This is a genomic window from Bacteroidales bacterium (assembly GCA_016707785.1).
Taxonomy (GTDB): domain Bacteria; phylum Bacteroidota; class Bacteroidia; order Bacteroidales; family UBA4417; genus UBA4417.
Window position 1 is genome coordinate 1 of record JADJGZ010000049.1, and the last position, 20,297, is coordinate 20,297.

Consider the following 20,297-nt stretch of genomic DNA (forward strand, 5'->3'; position numbering starts at 1 on the left):
AAAAGAACAAAGAATATCTGCTTAAACATTTATCATCATCCAATAATGTTGACATTAAAAAAATACTAATCTCAGATAATTCCGGTGATACAGCCAAAGCAACGATTTTATACTGAGGGAAAACTAATCAATTTTACTTCACTTGCAGGTTCTATGATTTATTAGCCCCTGAATTTTTTCATCAAAATGATTTTAGATTTTATACCTGCTAACAGGACACTTGATATTTTGAACCTTTGGTTTTCATATTCCTGACACCTTGCGAATATCTTTTCCGGCAATTTATTCATTGGTTACTTGCAAATGGTAAGCAGTTTAGTTCAGTATTTGGTCAATGTGAGTTTGATGTTGAACATAAAGAGAATACAATCACGTTAATAAGGAAGCTTTCAATAAATCAAGGCCAATACAGCCGTTCTGCATTTAAAGAGATAAATGAGTTTCTCCGAAATATTTCAGATTATCAAAATAAAAAAATAGTACTATCAAAAAAATAAGGTATAGAAGACTGTCAAAATATTTAGTCAGGTGATTGCAGGTAGATTTGTGGTTTGTACCTTTGCTCATAATTGTAATTGATTGATAAGATTGAACATCGAAATTCCAGACTTCGCAAAATGGTCTTCGTTTTATAGTTACCCAAAGATTCAAAGATGATAGATAGGTTGATAAATAATTTCTTGAAATTTGGATCCATCACGGAATCAGAGAAAGATGCAATCGCACAAAGTTCTACTATTCGAATTTAACAAAGGAGTTTTTTATTAAAAGAAGGACAAAAATCAATTAATAGCTATTTTGTACTGCAAGGTTGTATCCGGCAATATAATTTATCAAATGGCAGTGAAATAACTACCCGCTTCTTTACTGAAGATGAATGGGTGATTTCAGCTGATGAAATCTCTGAAAACCCAGTTTCGATGCACAACTGGATATGTATGGAAGACTGCATATTAGTTAGCGGAAACGAACAAAAAGCCCGTGAACTTTTTGAAAGATTTCCAAAATTGGAAACCATATCAAGGAAAATTGTTGAATCAGCATTTTCGGAAATTCAAAAAAGTATCCTGTTTTATCATTCAGAAACTCCTGAACAGCGTTACCTATCCTTAGTTGACAAATACCCTGGTATTTTGCAACGTGTTCCTCAGTATCATATTGCAAGTTATATTGGCGTTAAACCGGAGTCATTAAGCCGGATAAGAAAACGTGTTGCCCGGGAAAAACTCTGATTAATAATTATCTGTATTTCTTTTCGGTTTCCATCGTATAGCATCAAATGCTATATATGCAGTGGCTGCTATTTCAAATCCTGAAAACACAGTATAATAAGAAGCCGGCTTACTGCTGAACAGCGTAGCTGATTGAACAAGTGTCATTAAAGTTCCGGAAGCAATTTGAACCCAGCGTAAAGTCTTGTCATTTTTTATTACTTGTGGTAGTAAAACATTTGTAAGAGCTATCTGCATCATTGCTGCAGATGCAGCAATAAATCCCGGCGTCATCTCAAAACCATCCACTGTGCCTGTATGATATTGTGAATGCATATTTGCATCCATAAATGCTGCTATATCGCAGTATAAATAATTTAATGAGGCATAAGTCCATATACTGGAATATATATTTCGCCTGTTTTTGTTGTACCACTCACTATGATTATATGTTGTTTTCATTTGTTGATTGTTTTGATTTGGATCGATTAATGTCTTGTAATTTTGATAACTTGTTTCCAAAAGACTTTTGTTTTCAAGCTTTATGACATAGCTCTTTGGTAATATTTGACTATGTGTGGAAATACCTGGAATTGTCAGATTTGAAGTATTATGCGTTTTGGATGCAAACAAAACATCCTTATTAATTCCATGCTGATTAAATTTTAGTGGATTGTTAATAAGTGCATTTTTTACTTGAAAATCATTTGACTTACAATAAACTGTCTGAGTAGTTCCTTGTAATGTGGTTAGCGAGAAAGCAATGAGGATCAGAATACTTAAAATACTTTTTTCCATATCTTTATGAATTAAGAATTAGACTTGTTTGGTTAGCAAAACTACTTGCCCATATTCTCAATTTCATTGACTTAGGTTAAGAAATGAAAAGCCTGCCTTGAAGCAATCGGTTAGGCTGAAAAGGGTATCAGTAGTATGCTGATGAACTTAACCGGCTTCCACTTGTTTTTTAACCTGGCAGAAAATCAATCGCAATCACTTTACCTGATATGGAAAAATTACAATTCAAAATTAGCATTAATGCACCTGTAGCCAGGGTTTATGATATTATGCTTGGCATCAGCAGTAAATCAACTTATGAGCAATGGACTTATTTGTTTAACCCGACATCAACCTATGAAGGAAGTTGGAGCAAGGGAAGTAAAATTCTGTTTATTGGAATTGATGAGAATGGTGAGAAGGGTGGCATGGTTTCCAGGATAGCTGAAATCATTCCTAATCGGTTTGTTTCAATCCAGCATTATGGACTTTTTAAATCTGACAAGGAAATAACAGAAGGGCCGGAAGTAGAAAAATGGGCCAACGGATTTGAAAACTATTCCTTCGAAGAAACTAGTGGCCCCGATATCTATCAGGGTACAACCCTGACTGTTGACCTTGACACTAATGAAGATTTTCTGGATTATATGAACGAATCATACCCTAATGCACTCGCTAAGTTGAAAGAGCTTTGTGAGAAATAACAATTTGAATCATTTGCTTAGATAGAACCCTCTCCAAAAAGTAGTTTTCTGGATACTTATTCACATTGATACTAAAAATTACTAAGGTTAATAACTTGGTAGTTAGTTCTTTGTGTTACTTTTGTGGCTTGTGCTTTAAGGTCAGAAATCTCAATCCTTATTTTTTGGCGTGGACTCAATTTTTAATAACCCTAAACTTCAATTAAAATGAAAAGTCTCATTACTATTTCAGCAATTTTACTGCTTTCTATTGTTCTTATTGGTGTTCCAACAAAGGGAAATTGCCAGGCAAAGAGTGATTATGAATATGCTTACATTGTAGTATCGGGTAAAATATTTTCAAAAAAGTTGAATGTTGAAGTAGATTTTGGTGATGAGCCGGATCAAATAAAAAAAGGTGAGCAATACAGTATAGCACTCACCGGTAAAAAATCTTATATTGCAGTTATAAATCACATGGTTAAAGAGGGTTATGAACCGTTTGAAACCCTGGAATTTAACTATACATACCAGGGCACCGGTGGCACAAGCGGGCTGGGAATGATATTCAGGAGGAAGATAGAATAAAAAATTTCTTGTCATAATACTGGCTGTCCAGTTGCTGAAAGATTTCATATTTGAAAAATGAAAAAACATGCATTGTTATTCGTTTTCATCTTTTTCAATTTAGGTATTAGCAATTGCCAGAATTGGCCCACATCCTATTTCCAGGATCAGAGTAGTTATCCATATGATGTTTTGGAATCATATGACCATGGCTATGTTATAGGAGGAGGCTTTTATTCGGATTTAAAAGCAGGAAGTGGCCTTATTTTCAAAACTGACATAAATGGTGAATTATTATGGTATCACTCTATTGGTAACTTAACTGAAGGCTCCATTGTCACCGGCATTGATCAGTCTTTGGATAACGGTCTCATTGTTACTGGCTATACTGAAATCATACCTGATCAGTGGAATCCGTTTATTATGAAACTTAATCCATGTGGTGAAAAAGAATGGTGCCATTTATATCCAAGTGAAAATAATCTGGGATGGGGGAGAGCCATTAAATCACTTTCTGATAGTTCATATATTGCATTGATTGTTCAATATGGTGATGATATTGAGAACAAAAGAGTTTGGCTATTTCATTTAGATAAATACGGAGAAATGATATGGCAGAAGTATTATGGACAATCTGATTCACTGATTTTTAATGAGTGGTCAAGCGATATAATAATAACTCAGGATTCAACAATAATTCTTACCGGAGATTGTTATTATCCGGAGCCCGGTCAGTCAGGAGGATGGCACAGGCCATTTTATCATCAAGGCTAATATTGAGGGAGATACTGATTGGGAAACACCATGGACAAATAATGAATTTTTCATTGGCTTTAGCTATCGATCAATAGTGGATAATCAAGGGGAAATATACTCAACCTGCAGGCATTCCCGGGGAATTCCGCCCTATGGTGCTTCCCCAACCATACTATTTACTGATTCTTCCGGGTCCGAAATTGGGTATCAGGACCTGGTAGCAGATTCTTACCGTGCATCTGCTACTACTATAAACTGGTTTCAGGATTCAACTATAGCCATCGGGGGAGGTTGGACTATGCCTGACAGTGCCATGAATGAAGCAGTTTTTAGGACCGACAAAGCGGGTAATATTATCAAAGTCCAAATCCTGTTTGAAAACGAGAATTCTTTCAGTGATGCTACAGCAACCTTCGATAATAAACTTGTATTAGTGGCAGGTATTGCGAATAACACCCGGTGGAATACAGTTATGTATAAAGTCAACGACAATCTTGATTTAGAAAATAATAACACATCTCTGGTATTGTATGATACAGCCTGTGCTGCTTCAATCGTAAATGATACAATATTCCTGGATTGTGATAACATTGTTCATATTGATAAACCTTTTCAACAGTTTGAAAAATCCAGGTTAAAAATATCTCCTAACCCTGCAACAAACTACATTAATATTGAGCTTCCGGTGTTTATTTCATTTAATGATTATGATTTAAACTCCGGAACATTTTATCATAAATGGTTTGGGGCCGAAATTGTGATTTATAATGACAAAGGGCAGGTTGTTTTTAGAAAAATGGTTGATTGTGAAACGGTTGAACAGATTGTGGATGTTGGTAAGTGGGTGCCGGGAATGTATTTGGTAAATATGATCTATAAGCACAAGATTGTGGCAAATAGTAAACTGATTCTTTTAGGTGGAAACTAAGATTATAGGATTCCAATAAGAAAGCAATACAATGATCTGATATCTGTTATTTAAGTGAATCAAAGTACTGATATATACTCAATCGCAACGAATTTGCCCCAAAGGGGAGCCTTAGGTTCAAAGCAAGATTCTTGCAGATTGTGTTATACCGGGGCGGTCAGGTATCCTCCGCCAGCCAGCGGATCGCAAAATGATTCAACAACGGTATAAATCACTATAAATTAAATTATTATGAAAATTCTCCTGTTTATTGTTCCGTTTCTGCTCCTTACAAACCAAGGTCTTTTCAATAAAGACCTAATCCTGATTGACTCAAATAAGAAGGAAGTAAATCTTAATGAAATAGATCTACAAAAGGACAGTGTATTAATTGTTCTCTGGCATTTTCGTTGCTCACCCTGCATTAGGGAACTAGATCAATTGAAAGAAATGCATAGTCAGAAGAACATTCAAATTATGGCAGTTGGAATCAATCTTGGTTATTCTTTTGATGAAGAAATAAATCTTATTAAAAAGCATGACTGGCCTTTTTCCTTTTATTTTGATTCGGGAAAAGAACTTCAGGATTATTTAATTACACATAACCTGATGAGAAAGGATAAGTATTTTAAGAATAAAAATAATGATCGCTATACCATTGCTGTTCCCCAGGCATACCTGTTTGTTAAGGGGAAATTTGTTTCCAATAAAGTGACAATTGAGAACAAATGCATTAAGTTTAATTAATCCCAATTTACTATGGTTCCAGGATAATTATGGGAACAATAGGTTAACTATTGCTTATCATTCAACTTCGTTTTCTGATCTACAACCCGAGTGGTACGAGGATATTTCAGGGTTAGGATGTTAGTCAGTTGACAGATTGCGAACCCTTTCTGACCGTTAACTGCTGTTTTAAATAAAAGTAATAATGAAAAATTTGGTGAAATTCTTAAGCGTTCTGACACTTTTAGCTGTTTCAATCATGTCATATTCTCAAACCATGGAGATAAAAATCAGGTTTATAGGGAATTGCGGACTCTACATGACAGATGGAAATACAAATATCTATGTTGATTTCCCTTACAAATCAGGTGCTCACAATTACATGGAATATGATTTATCTGAACTGGACAGTGTAAAAATTAACCCGGTTTTTATTTATACACACAAGCATTCTGACCATTTTGCAGGAAAAGTGGTTAAAAAATTGGCGAAAAGGCTCAGCGGAGATATTTATAGCCCCTGGAATATAGAAGAACTTGTAAAGCTCAATAATAAAATAAAAGACTTCACCATTGAGGTATTTAAGACAAAACATCGGTTTTCTATAAACCACTATTCCTATTTAATTACATGGCACAACAAGCGTATTTTTATTTCCGGGGATACCGGGAACGTAGAAACCATGTCCACCTTAAAGGATATTGATTGGGCGTTTATGCCTTTTTGGATTTTATTGGATGCAAATGAAAAAGGAATTAAACTTAAAGATGTAAGTAAAATGTTTGCCATTTATCATATTGGACCAGATGATAAAATAATTAATGCTAGTAATGACTCTAGAATTAAGTTACTAAATAAACAAGGAGAAATTATTCTAATCCCTTGTAATTTATAGTAGCTGTCACATGCTGTTTTTCCTGGTTTTTGGGACCTGAAATCATTATATTTGAGGTATAGTTTTTCTGCTCATTCCTGGCTGTCATTCGAAATAGTTAGGCTGTGCGGAGAAACTTTCAGTCTGTTGGCTGATAGCATACCTATTGCTAATCAGAATATTTATTATATTCGTGATTAAACTGGAAGAACCTTTGTTTAGGGGTTGGAAAGCTGCATACAATATAGCTTTTCTAATTAGCGGGTCCGTTGCTTTCAGGATACGGTTCCTTAAGAGCAATTATGTAATACCAGCCATGCATGATCCGGTAATAGCCAATGACTGGGAAGTTATCGACATAAAAATGCTTACTATTAAATAAAGGAGTATGTTTATGAATGATCTGGACAAATCCAAAGAACAACTCATCAGTGAGTTACAGGAATTGAGGCTCGCTCATAGTTCCTTAAAAGCAACATCTGAAGCTGAGCTTCTTTCCCATAATCATACCGAAGGTGAGCTGCGGGCGAGCGAAGAGCGGTTTCAGCTTTTGTTTAACAAAGCACCTTTGGGTTATCAGTCTCTTGATATTGATGGATATTTTATTGAAGTAAATCAGCAGTGGCTCGATACGTTGGGCTATCAGCGTGAAGAAGTAATTGGCAAGTGGTTTGGTGATTTTCTTACACCTGCTTTTCAGGATGGATTTCGAATGCGGTTTCCTGTTTTTAAAGCTCAGGGTCATATTCACAGCGAATTTGAAATGATTCATAAAGAGGGTTCTGTGCTGTTTATTGCTTTTGAGGGAAGAATAGGATATGATTTTAAAGGTGATTTTAAGCAAACACATTGTATTTTACAGGATATTACTAAAGTCAGGTTAGCACAGAAGGAGCTGAAGCGTCTTGAATGGTTGTTGACAAGCACTCATCAGCCATCTGAAAAGAAAGCGCTTACCTACAATCCTCCTTATGGTGACTTGGTTGGGCTTAGCACTTCCCGGCTTATTCTCGACTCGGTAGGTGAGGAAACACTAACCGACATCGTGGGCGACTATCTTAACCTGCTCGATACCTCTACAGCTGTATATGAAAAAAACGGTGATTACGCTTTGGGTATATTCTCCTCTGGCTGGTGCCGCTTCATGGATGCTGCATCCCGCGCTCTATGTGACACCAACGATAACCGCGAAGCGCTGAACTCTGGTAGGTGGCACTGTCATGAATCCTGTTGGTCGCACGCATCGAAGACAGCTATTGAAACAGGACAGCCTGCTGACATTGATTGCGAGGGTGGAATCCATCTCTATGCAGTCCCTGTGAGAGTTGGTGATGAGATTGTTGGTGCGATCAATTTTGGTTATGGCGACCCGCCAAATGATGAGGAGAAACTACGTGAATTGGCATCAAAATTTCATGTCGACTATGCAGATTTGCAAACCCTTGCCTTACAGTACGAATCGCGCCCGCCTTACATAATTGAGTTGACGAAACATCGGCTTCATGCCTCGGCACGACTGATTGGTACGATCATCGAGCGCAAACGGGCCCAGGAAAAACTGAAGAAGAGCGAAGAACGCTATTCCCTTGTTATTGAAGCCTCTGAAGAAGGAATATGGGATTGGAATGTTGAAACCAACGAAGTTTTCTATTCTGAGCAATGGAAAAAACAAATAGGATATCAGGATTATGAGTTGAAAAATGATTTTAATACCTGGGTTGAGCACCTTCATCCTGATGAAAAGGAATATTGCCAAAATGCAGTCAATTCATATTTACAGCAACCTGTTGAGCATTTCTTTCTGGATTTCAGATTTCGCCATAAGGATGGAACTTACCGATGGATTCATAATAAAGCTGCTTCATTAAAAAACAATGAAGGCAAGGTTATTCGTCTATTTGGTATACATACTGATTTTACTGAGAATAGGCTATCAGAAGCTATATTTAAGGATATTATTGAGAAAAATCCTATGTCTATTCAAATTCTGAATATGGAAGGATATCCAATTCAGGTAAATTCTGCGCATACCAAACTTTTTGGAGTAAAGCCTCCATCTGATTATTCAGTATTAAAAGACCCTCAATTATTAGCACTAGGATTTGGTAAATTGTTTGAACGGATTAAAAAAGGAGAAGTTGTTTACTTTCCTGATTCATTTTATAATGTTCATGATGTTGACCCATCATTTCCTGATTCGCCGGAATGGGTAAAAGCCCTGGGGTTCACATTAAATGATATTAATGGGACTCCTAATAAAATAGTTTTATTGCATGAAAACATTACGGACCAAAAAAATGCGGAGGTCTTATTAAATGATATTATTGAGAATAACCCGATGTCGATTCAGGTAGTTGATAAAGAAGGGCATACTCTGAGGGGGAATCCAGCCTTTATTAATCTTTTTGGTTCTGTTCCACCACCTGAGTTTTCGATTTTTGAGGATTTAAAAAGTAAGAGTAGCGAATTGAAGGATTTGGTAGCAAGGGCTTTAAATGGTGAGATTGTTCATTTACCTGATATATACTTCAATGCACATGATGCAATAGCTGAAGCTCCTGATATACCACTATGGATTCGTGCACTGATATTCCCATTAAATAATAGTATTGGCAAGCCTGAGCGTTTTGTTTTTATGCATGAAAACATTACAGAACGTAAGGTCGCAGAGCAAGAACTAATAAAAGCCAAAGACCAGGCCCAGGAGAGCGACCGCCTTAAATCTGCATTCCTCGCTAATATGAGCCATGAAATACGTACTCCTATGAACGGAATCTTAGGATTTTCGGAATTGTTGAAAAGACCTAACCTCACTGGAGAACAGCAGAAAGAGTACATCCGGATCATAGAAAAGAGCGGGGCTCGTATGCTTAATATTATTAACGATATTATTGATATTTCGAAAATTGAAGCCGGCCTGATAACAGTTGAAATAGAAGAATCGAATATTAATGAAAAACTGAACTATATATATTCCTTCTTCAAACCACAGGCCGACGAAAAGGGAATATATTTATTTGTCGGGAAATCCCTGCCCGATAATCAAGTGTGCATTAAAACAGACAATGAGAAGTTCTATTCCATTATTACCAATCTTGTTAAAAATGCTATAAAATTCAGTCACAATGGAGTCATTGAATTTGGGTATCAGTTAAAAGGAGAATTCCTGGAATTTTATGTTAAGGATTCAGGGATCGGAATACCCATCGACAGGCAGGAAGCAATCTTTGAGCGTTTTATTCAGGCTGATATTGCTGGTAAAATGGCATACCAGGGTGCAGGACTTGGATTGTCAATTTCCAAAGCCTATGTTGAAATGCTTGGTGGCAATATTTGGGTTGAAAGCGAAGAGGGCACAGGCTCAACTTTTTACTTCACATTGCCGTACAAAACCAACGCAGATAAAGAAATCAATAAACAACAGCCTGAGCCTGCGGGGAAAAGCAATGATGTTAGAAAACTAAAAATTCTGATAGTAGAAGATGATGAGGTTTCAGAAATGTTGCTTGCTGAAACAGTAATTAGGTTTAGCAAAGAAATTTTAAAGGCAGGAACCGGTATTGAAGCAGTTGAAGTGTGTCTCTCCAATCCTGACATTGACCTGATACTGATGGACATTCGTTTGCCCAGAATGGGTGGATACGAAGCTACAAGGCAAATCAGGAAATCTAATAAAGAGGTTATCATAATTGCACAAACCGCTCATGGTTTAACCGGCGACAGGGAGAAATCAATTGAAGCGGGATGCAACGATTACATTGCCAAACCCATTCACAAAGATGAACTACAGGCATTGATACAAAAATATTTCTGGAAATGATGGTGAAAGGTATTCACTCCCTGCAGCATTACAAAAACAACGCATACATGATTAAGGAAGAAATTGAGCCAGGTGTTTTACTCAACTGACTTTTGTAATCGTCATACGATGAATATGCAATTAAATGACTTACTGCCTGTTGAACGAATAGAAGAATTCCTTTCAATAGGAATGGAAAAATCAATTTTGAAGGCAGATTATTTTATTAAATCAGGAGAAATACCCTCTAAAATAGCCTTTGTGAATAAAGGATTATTTCGTTATGTATATAACAATGATAAGGGTGATGAATTTACCAAAGCAATAATGCCTGAAAATAATTTCATTAGTTCGTATTCTGCAATGGTATTAAGAAAGCCTTCCTACTTTTCAGTTGAAGCATTGGAAAATTCGCAATTACTCGAGATTAGCTGGTCCGACTTTTGCCTATTAATGGAAACGAATGTCTTTTGGATTAAATTTCTGATGAAGTTTATTGAAAAGGGATATATTGTTAAGGAAAGGAGGGAGCGCGATTTATTATTACTGGATGCGGAAACCCGGTATAGAAATTTTCTGGAAGAATTCCCCGGTATGGATCAAAGAATTAAACAAGGAATTATTGCATCATATCTTGGAATTAAACCTGAAACCTTAAGCCGGATCAGAAGAAAAATCGTTTTTTGACATAGGTCAATGCATTAGAATACTTGACAAATTAGTTTTGTGGTATTATTCAACTAATTGATTTTATCATGAAACTAAATAACAATACTGTATTAGTTACAGGTGGAAGTTCAGGTATTGGCCTTGAATTAAGCAAAGCGCTCATAAAAAAAGGAAATAAAGTTATCATTTGCGGTAGATCGAATGAAAAGCTAGCGGCTGCAAAAAATCAGGAACCCAGTCTTATAACCTATCAGTGCGACCTTTCCAATAGTCGTGAATGCATTGATTTTGCCCGAAAAATCGCAACTGATCATCCTGATTTAAATACCCTTATCAATAATGCAGCCATTGTCAATAAGATTGACTTCATTAATGATGAAAATGCCCTGGAACTGGCAGAAAATGAGTATCAGACAAATCTGATAGCCCCAATACGATTGATTAATCTTCTTTATAAAACAATCAGTGCAAATGATTCTTCTTCGATTATTAATATCACAACAGGATTAATATATGCACCGAGAGTTATTTATCCATTCTACAATTCATCAAAATCAGCTCTTCATTCATTTACGCAAACACTTCGAATCCGTTTGAAGAATGAAAATACCAGGGTGGTGGAAGTTATGTTTCCTGCTGTTGATACTCCATGGCACAAGGGGGCTCCTCCCAAAATAGCTATTAGTGCTGCTGCAGCTGTTTCGGAAATGCTCAATGGAATCGGGAAAGGACATTCGGAAATTAAAGTAGGGGGTGCAAAAATTCTCTATCTCATTTCAAGAATAGCTCCGTTGTTTGCACTTAAAAAAGTGAATGAAATACGATAAGTATAAAGCACACTCACTTTCTGGACATAAGGTATACTTCATATTGATCAGAGGTATATTGATCAGTGATCCGACAGAAAGGGGATCACTGATCAATAGGTTGTGATAATTATACCGGATTACAGCTACTGAATTTTCCGGGAAATTAGTAATTCAATTCTCTAAATATAGTAGCCACCTGAAACTTCAATTCTTTGTGCATTTACCCACTTTGCGTCATTGCTGCACAGAAAAGCCACCACACTGCCAATATCGTCAGGTAATCCGACCCTGCCTAAGGCTGTCCCCCCTGCTATATAACTGTTAATTTCTTTACTGTCTCTTACAAAACCTCCGGCAAAGTCAGTTGCAATAGCACCTGGAGCCACGGTATTCACCCTTATTTTTCTGCTGCCCAGTTCCAGTGCCTGGTAACGGGTTAAGCTCTCGATTGCTGCTTTCATGATTGCATAAGCTGAATAGTTGCTATTGCTGAAGCGAGCCAGTCCAGATGAAATATTTACTATACTACCACCATCAGAAAGGATTGGAAGTATTTTTTGTGTCAGGAAAAATGCAGACTTTAAGTGAGTGTTCACCATATTGTCGAATTGCTCTTCGGTTGTACTATCAAACGGAGCATAAAGGCCGGTACCTGCATTATTTACCAGTGAGTGAACCTGGTTAGTGTCAAAATCACTTTTTAATAATTCTCTTACCTGGCTAATAAAAGCATCAAATAAATTGCTTTTTGAAACATCGAGTTGTAGTGCGATGGCTTTTTTCCCAATAGCATTCACATCTTGTACCACTTTGCTGGCAGCTTCTTTGTTGCTGTTATACGTAATGATAATGTCAAAATCTTTTCTGGCTAACTGTATTGCCATATCTTTTCCCAATCCCCGGCTGCCACCGGTTATTAAAGCTACTCTGCTTGATTGATTTGCCATATTATTTACTTTTTTTAATGAAACACAAAAGTCGGTTCTTAAGTAAATAAAATGTTTGTAAATAGCAATCAACTATTTGCAAATATCAATCAATTGCGATATTTAAGCGGCGAAAGTGCAGTATGTTTCTTGAAAAAATTTGAAAAATGGGCTACCTCTTCAAAACCTAAGGCAAACGCAATTTCCGATACATTCCATTGGGTTTGTTTCAGCAGAATCTTGGCTTCTTCGGCAATTCTGCCATTGATGATGGTTTTAGTGCTTCTGCCTGTGGTTTCTTTCAATACTTTATTCAAGTGGTTGATATGTATTCCCAATACTTTCGCAAATTCAAGAGGTGTTTTGAGTTGTATTACCTGTGCTTCACTTTCAATGGGGAACTGCCTTTCAAGCAATTCTATGAACAAGGAGGAAATTCTATTTGCTGCATTGGTATTACCATTTGAACTTTCAATGGGTTTTAATTTCTGTGCAGTATGTATGAGTTCCAAAACATAATTTCGTATTAAATCATACTTAAATGCATAATCTGACGACAGTTCTGTATCCATCTTTCTGAATATCATTTCCATTCCAAGAAATTGTTCATCATCTAACTGAAAAACAAAATCACTATTAGGCTGAAATATAGGTAATTCATCGATCAGCAAACCAGTTTTCGATTTTGATAAAAACTCTTTCGTAAAAACACAGAAAAATCCTGCCTGTTCAGTTGTTTGAGGTGTATAACGGTAGGGTATTTTGGGCGTAGTAAAAGTATTCCCTGTTTCTCGATAAGAACTGTTTTACCTGCATACTCAACAAGATTTTTACCCTTTATCAGACTGATTTTATAGTACAACCTCCGGTTATAAGTCATTTCAGGTTTATTTTTACCGCTAAAGTAAAATTTGACGATATCAAAAACATTAAAATGTCCTAAATCATGGGTGCTTTTACTTTCAAAAAAGTTGTCAAGCTGACAACCACTGTCACCCCATAATTCCTTATAAAACTCTTTTATACTTATGTTTCCCATTGTTGCAAGATTCAAATAATGCAAATATAAAAGCATTTGGCTGATATATAAGATATAACCAGAAAAAGTGGTGAAAGCAGCCGTCAGTCTGCTTATTTTGTTTGATTGAGAATCCTCAGCGCTTCATCCACATGTTTGGTTGCCTGCATTTGCGAATTGAAGATATAGATTATTTTGCCTGTTTTATCTGCAACATAGGTTACACGGCCCGGAAGCAATCCTAATAAATTGGTAGGTACGCCAAATTGTTTACGAATCTTATTGCCTTTGTCGCTCAGCAGGGTAAAGGTAAGCCTGTGTTTGATGGCAAATTCTTTATGGCTTTCGACAGATTGTCCGCTAATGCCAATTACTGCATCTGCTTCCTTAAATACCTCAAACTGATCACGGAAGGAGCAGGCTTGTGCTGTACAGCCAGGACTGTCATCTTTGGGATAAAAATAAATCACCACATTCTTTTTGCCGATCACAGAATTAATAGCGAATAGACTTCCGTTTTGATCAGGCAAAGTAAATGATGGAATAGTGCTGCCAGTTTTTAGTTCGTTCATTGAATTGTCCTTGTTTAAAGTTAATAAGTGATGAGTATACTCATTATAAGCAGGTTATAGATTCATCGCTGACAGAAACTGCCTGGAATAAGTTATACAGGGAGAAGAAACTGTCGGTTAATTGACGGCTCACTATTATACTCCGATTGATGATGATATTGTGCTTTTCATTTTTTATCTGAAAATAGTACTCTTTTTGTCGAGTATGGATAGGTCTTCAGCTGTTAAATTAAACCTCATTGTCCCAACGTTTTCTTTAGCGTGCGCTTCTTTGGTAGCGCCGGGAATAGCCACAACAGTGTCACCATGAGAATTAATCAGCCAGTTGAGCGCGATTTGCGATGTAGTAACACCGTATTTAATGGCAAGTTCCTGAACAGATTTTATAACAGGCCTGCTCTTTTCCAGTCCGTTGGGTTTGAATTGTGAAGAATGTTTACGCATGCCGATATTTTTTAACAGTTCCGGATTATCGTGAAACTTCCCGGTAACCAACCCCTGCGCTAACGGTGAATAAGCGATGATGGTAATTCCAAGTTCTTTTGCAGTTTGCAGAATACCATTAGATTCAATTTTGCGGTCGAGCAGATTGTACCTTACTTGATTGGAAACCAGATGAATGTTGTGTTTTTGAAGAACTTCCCATGCATTTCTCATTTGAGCAGCCGAGAAATTGCTTACCCCTACATACCGTATTTTGTGTTCTTTAACCAGCCTTGCCATGGCTTCCATTTCAGCTTTTGTGTTTGAGAACCCCCAGGGCTGATGAACCTGGTACAAATCAATGGGGTAAGGTGCAAGGGCTTCAATTCTGATCTATTGTTTTCAGGATATTGGAGGCGAATCTGAACATCGGCCACCATTTAGTGGCTATTATAATTTCACCAGGCTTTCTGCCAGTAGCTTTGAGAGATGCTGCCAAAGCTCGCTCTGAAGCACCATTTCCATATAATTCGGCAGTATCAAACCAATTGATACCACCTTCCAGGGAGATTTTTACCATTTGCGTGATAAGATCATCTTCCATGTTGGGCCAGAATTTTCCGGCCATATTATTTTGCGTTAAATTGCCAGCAGCCCAGACCAACAGGAGTTATCATCAATTCTGATTTGCCTAATGACCTAAGGGGAAGAATTTGGTTCATATTGAAGTCAATTATTTTTTTTGTGAAACTTACTTATTTATTGAAGTTATCCGTTTGCTATTTTTTTTAACATACCGCTGAAAATCAAACCATGAAAAGGTAATAATGAATACCAATATAGCCTGCCAGCCAGTCCTAAAGGTCTGAAAGTAGCTGTTTGTGTTAATAAATCCTTTTCGTCAATTTTAAACTCAAGCCATGCTTCACCCGGCAACTTCATTTCTGCGTAAAGCAAAAGCCTTTTTTCTTCACGGTCGGCATAGAGCACCCTCCAATAATCCAAAGCATCGCCTGCTGCCAGTTCTGTATAACTTTTACGGCCTCTTCGCATACCAACTCCACCTAACAGCTTATCTACAAAACCTCTTGATTCCCATAGCCAATTCCCATAATACCAGCCTGTTTTACCCCTATCGACCAGATTTTATTCACAGATGTCTGAGTGTTATTAACCTTACTTTTACGCACATCTTTAAAGCAGCCATTGATAGGAATTTCAATATACTGGGAAATACCTTTTTTTAAGGAGATTACTGGTTTGTGCATCTTTCCAGCTCGACAATACCTGGTTTTGTTCAATTTTATCGAAAGCCAGTTTAATAGAAGTATTATAATCTATCAGTGAAATGCCAAGCATTGATGCTAAATTATTAGGAGAGCATATCACTTCAACTTTCATACTATTAACAAGATTCTTAGCTAAAGAAAATGATGTTGCTGTTACGAAATATAACCAATACGAGGAGATTTTCGGCGTCATAACAGGTAATGATGATTATTCTTCAGACCTCTGATCGCTGCAAATTGCAATAGCATTTGCTTGTAACTAAGTATATCGGGCCCGCCTATATCGTAGCTTTTATTATAGGTTTCTGTGTTGCCGGTAACGCCCACTAAAAATTCAATAACATTACGGATTGCGATAGGCTGGCATTTTGTTTCAAGCCATCGTGGTGTTATCATTACCGGGAGTTTCTCAACCAAATCGCGGATAATTTCGAAGGAGGCACTGCCTGATCCTACAATAATGCCAGCCTTCAAGGTGGTAAGGGCAAAGCTTGAATCCGCCAGGATACTTTCCACATTTTTTCGCGACGACAAATGTTTAGACAGTTCCGATTCATTTACAATACCACTTAAATAAATTACTTGCCGGGCATTGGTATTTTGTATTCGTTCCCGGAAATTTCTGGCACAAACCTGCTCCATTGTTTCAAAATCGCCTGTTTGAGTCGACATGGAATGAATGAGATAAAAAGCCACATCAATATCCCCAGGTATAGAATTAAGACTTTCTTTCTTCAGAAAATCAGCTTCAATTACACTTAATTTTTCAGAGGCGTATGTTTTTGAATTGAAACGCTTTTGATCACGGACACAACATACAACATGGTGGCCGTTTTGCAACAATACCGGCAAAAGACGTTGCGCAATATATCCTGTAACTCCTGTTAGTAGAATTTTCATCCGTTAATCTTTGAGTGTCGACAACCCCGGAACATTAATTTAAAAATGAGGAATACATCCAAACTAATTTTTCCTGTGAGCGGATATAGTCACTCATAAGGGCATTTGTCCCTTCGTCATTAGCATCCGCTGATAATTGCAGTACTTCGCGCTGCAGAATTATTATTGTTTGAAGAGCATTTAGTATTTCACCAACAGCTTTGATTCCATCGCTCACCTGATCGCTCTCGGCTATTTTGGAAGCCTCCCTGTACTTAGAATAGTTGTGTGAAGGCGAATGACCTAAAGTCAAAATTCTTTCGGCAACTTCATCTATTTTCAGGAATAAGTCGTTGTAGAGTTCTTCAAACTTTAAATGAAGCTCAAAAAACTTCTCACCTTTGATGTTCCAGTGATACCCCTGGTGTTCTGATAAAATATGGAGTAATTTGCCAAAAGTTCATCTAGTTTTTCTGCTAGTTGTTTAGCTTTAACAGTGTCGAGTCCTATTGCATTTATATTTTTCATTGGTTTAATCTGTTAGTAAAGATTTTGTTTAATGAATCTTATAGTATATTAAACAAATATTATTGACTACTGTTCATCTTTAAGAAACACCATAAAGTTAAATTTACTTAATTATCCATGCAGCAGGGTACTTTAAGTAATGTTTGCAATGATTGTTCTTTATAGGTGTAATAGGGTCTTCAACTTGTTTTTTTCGTAACTCTGATAATTAATTTAATAAGTTCATTTATTACCAAAGGAGTAATTCCAAGTGCAAGAATAATCCCCCACGCCCTGAGATCAGGCATCTGCAAATGAAATGCAGTTTTTATGGCTGGAATTTTAACCACAAGGAATTGAAGGGCTAAGCCTGACAGAATGGCTCCCACAAGGAATTTATTTGAAAAAATTCCGATGCTGAAAATGGATTTTCTTTCATTTCTCAGTGCTAAAGAATAAACTAACTGACAAACTACTAAAACCATGAAAGCCAGGGTACGGGCATATTCTATTGTATTTTGTGGTACCTGTTTATCGAATGGAGTGTAGCCATGCTCATAATATCCAAAAAAGTAAGCAGTGATCGTTAATGCACCTATCAAAACTCCCCCAAGCAAAACATGCATACCCGCACCATTGGCAAAGAAACTTTCTTTGGCAGGCCGTGGCTTTTCTTTCATTACATCGGTGTTTCCCGGATCCATTCCAGCGCAATCGCAGGGAGTGAATCGGTGATTAGGTTAATCCATAGAAGTTGTGTTGCAATTAATGGGGCTTTCCATCCTATGATCAGTGCGACAAATATGGTTATCACTTCCCCCAGGTTACAGGTAATCAGGAAAATGACGGACTTTTTTATGTTATTGTAAATATTTCTACCCTGTTCAATGGCCGTAACAATGGTTGAAAAATTATCATCAGTAAGAATCATATCCGAAGCACCTTTGGCAACATCAGTGCCTGTAATTCCCATCGCTACTCCAATATCGGCAGTGTTTAACGACGGGGCATCGTTGACCCCGTCACCCGTCATGGAAACTATATTGCCCTGAGATTTCAGTGCCCGCACAATTTTTACTTTATGTTCGGGGGATACACGTGCAAAAACATTGTAATTATCAATCTTTTCAGAGAATTCAAGTTCGGTAAACCCGTCAATTTCCTGTCCTGTTAATGTTTGTTCTATCTTTTCTGCAATTCCCAGCTGAAAGGCAATAGCGAATGCCGTATTCTTATGGTCACCGGTAATCATGAGCGTTTTTACCCCGGCCATTTTTGCTTTTAGAATAGAGTCCTTCACTTCAGCCCTTGGTGGATCTATCATACCCACCAGGCCGACAAGTATCAGGTCTTTTTCCATCTCTGAAGGGTCAATTTTTTCATTCACCTGCTTATAGGCTGCCCCAAGGGTGCGCAAAGCCTGATCAGACATAATAATGGCAGCATCCAGGTACCTCTTTTTATGAGCTTCGGTTAAAGGACTCGTTTTTCCATCCTCTAATACCTGGGTGCAGATTTCTATTAAGTTTCCCGGAGCACCTTTCGTATAAACAGAAAACTTCCCGTTTTCTTCAACCAGTGTAGACATTAGCTTACGGTCAGAATCAAAAGCTGATTCATCGATACGCTTGTTGCTGTGGAGTAATGATTTACGGTCAATCCCCAGTTTGTCGCCCATCACCAGCAGAGCTATTTCAGTGGGGTCCCCGGTTCCCTGCCCATTGTCATAGCTCGCATCAGAGCAAAGGATCATGACTTTAGCCAGGAGTTTTTGCTCTTCTGAATGTGTTTCCTCCAATCCAAGCTGAAATAGACCTTGATGGGTGAAGCAGCTTGTAACCGTCATTTTATTTTGCGTTAACGTACCTGTTTTGTCGGAGCAGATAATATTCAGAGAACCCAGTGTTTCAACAGCGGAAAGTTGTTTAATAATGGCATTTTTTTTTGAAAGGTTTGTAACCCCTATTGCCAGCACGACTGCTACTATTGCTGCCAGTCCCTCTGGTATGGCGGCCACAGCCAGGGAAATCGACATCAGGAATATTTCAGACAAATCCCTTCCCTGCAACATTGCAATGATGAAAATCAATACACAAATGACTATTGCTATAATACCTAAGTTTTTACCCAGTTTATCCAAACGGATTTCCAATGGTGTTTTCGACTTAATCTCTGTGTTTATGATGGAAGCAATTTTGCCAATTTCTGTATTCATTCCTGTTCCCACTACTACGCCGAATCCTCTTCCTATGGTTATTATAGTAGACATGAAACCTAGGTTTAACCGGTCTCCCAGGGCAGTTTTAAGGTCAGTTTGAATAAGGGTGGCGTCTTTTTCTGATGGAACAGATTCCCCTGTTAATGATGATTCATCAACCTGCAGATTAATGGATTCGATCAGGCGAATATCTGCGGAAATAATTCTGCCCGCATCAAGAATAAGGATATCACCAGGTACGATATTTTCAGAATCAATCTCCTGAACTACTCCATTTCTGCGAACAAGTGTTTTTGGAAATGTAAGTTTCTGAAGTGCTTCAATCGCTTTCCCGGCTTTTACTTCCTGAACTACGCCCAGGATTGCATTAATACTTATCACGAATAAAATTATGGCTGCATCAACATACTCTCCCATAAAAATGGTAATAACCACCGCTCCAAGCAGGATATATATTAACCAGTTTTTAAGCTGGGCAAAAAACAACAGGATTATGCTTTTCTTTTTTTCTGACAGTAATTTATTTGAACCGTATTTCTTCAATCTGGCTATAGCTTCATCATCAGAAAGACCATAAGCAGGATCAACATTAAGTTCTTTTAAAACTGCTTCTACTGATTTGGAAAACCACATATTTGTTTCGAATTTGTTTAATTTGAATATAGCATCACTTACCTTTAAAGGATC

14 protein-coding genes and 5 pseudogenes are annotated in these 20,297 nt (G+C 37.3%); 11 read left to right on the forward strand and 8 right to left on the reverse strand.

Going from position 1 to position 20,297, the window contains the following annotated elements:
• The first annotated feature begins 938 nt into the window (after positions 1 to 938).
• The gene (locus IPH84_17640; protein ID MBK7174999.1) at positions 939 to 1,232 is read left to right on the forward strand and encodes a hypothetical protein; all 294 of its coding nucleotides are present in this window, start codon (positions 939 to 941) and stop codon (positions 1,230 to 1,232) included.
• On the opposite strand, the gene IPH84_17645 is transcribed toward IPH84_17640, so the two are convergent.
• Entirely contained in the window at positions 1,233 to 2,009 is a 777-nt protein-coding gene (locus IPH84_17645) for a hypothetical protein (protein MBK7175000.1), read from the reverse strand. It abuts the gene before it with no gap.
• A gap of 209 nt (positions 2,010 to 2,218) precedes the next feature.
• Here IPH84_17645 and IPH84_17650 point away from each other — a divergent pair, with 209 nt between their 5' ends.
• The 10 genes from IPH84_17650 to IPH84_17695 all read left to right on the forward strand — a co-directional run bounded on the left by IPH84_17650 (position 2,219) and on the right by IPH84_17695 (position 11,796).
• Positions 2,219 to 2,692 (forward strand): SRPBCC domain-containing protein, encoded by a 474-nt coding sequence (locus tag IPH84_17650; protein MBK7175001.1) that lies wholly within the window; start codon positions 2,219 to 2,221, stop codon positions 2,690 to 2,692.
• A gap of 207 nt (positions 2,693 to 2,899) precedes the next feature.
• Positions 2,900 to 3,259: a hypothetical protein gene (locus IPH84_17655; protein ID MBK7175002.1), complete on the forward strand. Its 360-nt coding sequence runs from the start codon at positions 2,900 to 2,902 to the stop codon at positions 3,257 to 3,259.
• A 57-nt stretch (positions 3,260 to 3,316) separates the two neighbouring features.
• On the forward strand, positions 3,317 to 4,012 hold the full coding sequence (locus tag IPH84_17660; GenBank protein MBK7175003.1) for a hypothetical protein: 696 nt from the start codon (positions 3,317 to 3,319) through the stop codon (positions 4,010 to 4,012).
• Positions 4,013 to 4,088: 76 nt separating this feature from the next.
• On the forward strand, positions 4,089 to 4,922 hold the full coding sequence (locus tag IPH84_17665) for a hypothetical protein (GenBank protein ID MBK7175004.1): 834 nt from the start codon (positions 4,089 to 4,091) through the stop codon (positions 4,920 to 4,922).
• 231 nt (positions 4,923 to 5,153) lie between these two features.
• Complete coding sequence (locus IPH84_17670) at positions 5,154 to 5,648, forward strand: redoxin domain-containing protein (protein MBK7175005.1); 495 nt, start codon at positions 5,154 to 5,156, stop codon at positions 5,646 to 5,648.
• Between the two features lie 184 nt (positions 5,649 to 5,832).
• On the forward strand, positions 5,833 to 6,522 hold the full coding sequence (locus tag IPH84_17675) for an MBL fold metallo-hydrolase (GenBank protein MBK7175006.1): 690 nt from the start codon (positions 5,833 to 5,835) through the stop codon (positions 6,520 to 6,522).
• A 172-nt stretch (positions 6,523 to 6,694) separates the two neighbouring features.
• The gene (locus tag IPH84_17680; GenBank protein ID MBK7175007.1) at positions 6,695 to 6,883 is read left to right on the forward strand and encodes a hypothetical protein; all 189 of its coding nucleotides are present in this window, start codon (positions 6,695 to 6,697) and stop codon (positions 6,881 to 6,883) included.
• A gap of 12 nt (positions 6,884 to 6,895) precedes the next feature.
• Complete coding sequence (locus IPH84_17685; protein MBK7175008.1) at positions 6,896 to 10,321, forward strand: PAS domain S-box protein; 3,426 nt, start codon at positions 6,896 to 6,898, stop codon at positions 10,319 to 10,321.
• 108 nt (positions 10,322 to 10,429) lie between these two features.
• Positions 10,430 to 10,987, forward strand: a complete 558-nt coding sequence (locus IPH84_17690; protein MBK7175009.1) for a Crp/Fnr family transcriptional regulator — start codon at positions 10,430 to 10,432, stop codon at positions 10,985 to 10,987.
• 68 nt (positions 10,988 to 11,055) lie between these two features.
• Positions 11,056 to 11,796 carry an SDR family NAD(P)-dependent oxidoreductase gene (locus IPH84_17695; protein MBK7175010.1) on the forward strand — a complete coding sequence of 247 codons (741 nt, stop codon included), beginning with the start codon at positions 11,056 to 11,058 and terminating at the stop codon, positions 11,794 to 11,796.
• 161 nt (positions 11,797 to 11,957) lie between these two features.
• On the opposite strand, the gene IPH84_17700 is transcribed toward IPH84_17695, so the two are convergent.
• From IPH84_17700 to IPH84_17730, 7 genes and pseudogenes are all read right to left on the reverse strand, one after another.
• Entirely contained in the window at positions 11,958 to 12,725 is a 768-nt protein-coding gene (locus IPH84_17700; GenBank protein MBK7175011.1) for an SDR family oxidoreductase, read from the reverse strand.
• 89 nt (positions 12,726 to 12,814) lie between these two features.
• A pseudogene (locus IPH84_17705) lies at positions 12,815 to 13,743 on the reverse strand (AraC family transcriptional regulator).
• Between the two features lie 92 nt (positions 13,744 to 13,835).
• Entirely contained in the window at positions 13,836 to 14,294 is a 459-nt protein-coding gene (locus IPH84_17710; GenBank protein ID MBK7175012.1) for a peroxiredoxin, read from the reverse strand.
• Positions 14,295 to 14,468: 174 nt separating this feature from the next.
• Positions 14,469 to 15,345, reverse strand: a pseudogene (locus tag IPH84_17715) (aldo/keto reductase).
• Positions 15,346 to 15,485: 140 nt separating this feature from the next.
• Positions 15,486 to 16,906, reverse strand: a pseudogene (locus IPH84_17720) (SDR family oxidoreductase).
• Positions 16,907 to 16,940: 34 nt separating this feature from the next.
• Positions 16,941 to 17,413: pseudogene (locus tag IPH84_17725) on the reverse strand (DNA starvation/stationary phase protection protein).
• Between the two features lie 179 nt (positions 17,414 to 17,592).
• A pseudogene (locus IPH84_17730) lies at positions 17,593 to 20,243 on the reverse strand (cation-translocating P-type ATPase).
• Positions 20,244 to 20,297 lie beyond the last annotated feature (54 nt).

Excerpts from the sequence above, each read along its gene's own strand:
- IPH84_17640 (MBK7174999.1), top strand. The coding sequence starts at position 939 with ATGGAAGACTGCATATTAGTTAGCGGAAACGAACAAAAAGCCCGTGAA.
- IPH84_17645 (MBK7175000.1), bottom strand. The coding sequence starts at position 2,009 with ATGGAAAAAAGTATTTTAAGTATTCTGATCCTCATTGCTTTCTCGCTA.
- IPH84_17650 (MBK7175001.1), top strand. The coding sequence starts at position 2,219 with ATGGAAAAATTACAATTCAAAATTAGCATTAATGCACCTGTAGCCAGG.
- IPH84_17655 (MBK7175002.1), top strand. The coding sequence starts at position 2,900 with ATGAAAAGTCTCATTACTATTTCAGCAATTTTACTGCTTTCTATTGTT.
- IPH84_17660 (MBK7175003.1), top strand. The coding sequence starts at position 3,317 with ATGAAAAAACATGCATTGTTATTCGTTTTCATCTTTTTCAATTTAGGT.
- IPH84_17670 (MBK7175005.1), top strand. The coding sequence starts at position 5,154 with ATGAAAATTCTCCTGTTTATTGTTCCGTTTCTGCTCCTTACAAACCAA.
- IPH84_17675 (MBK7175006.1), top strand. The coding sequence starts at position 5,833 with ATGAAAAATTTGGTGAAATTCTTAAGCGTTCTGACACTTTTAGCTGTT.
- IPH84_17685 (MBK7175008.1), top strand. The coding sequence starts at position 6,896 with ATGAATGATCTGGACAAATCCAAAGAACAACTCATCAGTGAGTTACAG.
- IPH84_17690 (MBK7175009.1), top strand. The coding sequence starts at position 10,430 with ATGAATATGCAATTAAATGACTTACTGCCTGTTGAACGAATAGAAGAA.
- IPH84_17695 (MBK7175010.1), top strand. The coding sequence starts at position 11,056 with ATGAAACTAAATAACAATACTGTATTAGTTACAGGTGGAAGTTCAGGT.
- IPH84_17700 (MBK7175011.1), bottom strand. The coding sequence starts at position 12,725 with ATGGCAAATCAATCAAGCAGAGTAGCTTTAATAACCGGTGGCAGCCGG.
- IPH84_17710 (MBK7175012.1), bottom strand. The coding sequence starts at position 14,294 with ATGAACGAACTAAAAACTGGCAGCACTATTCCATCATTTACTTTGCCT.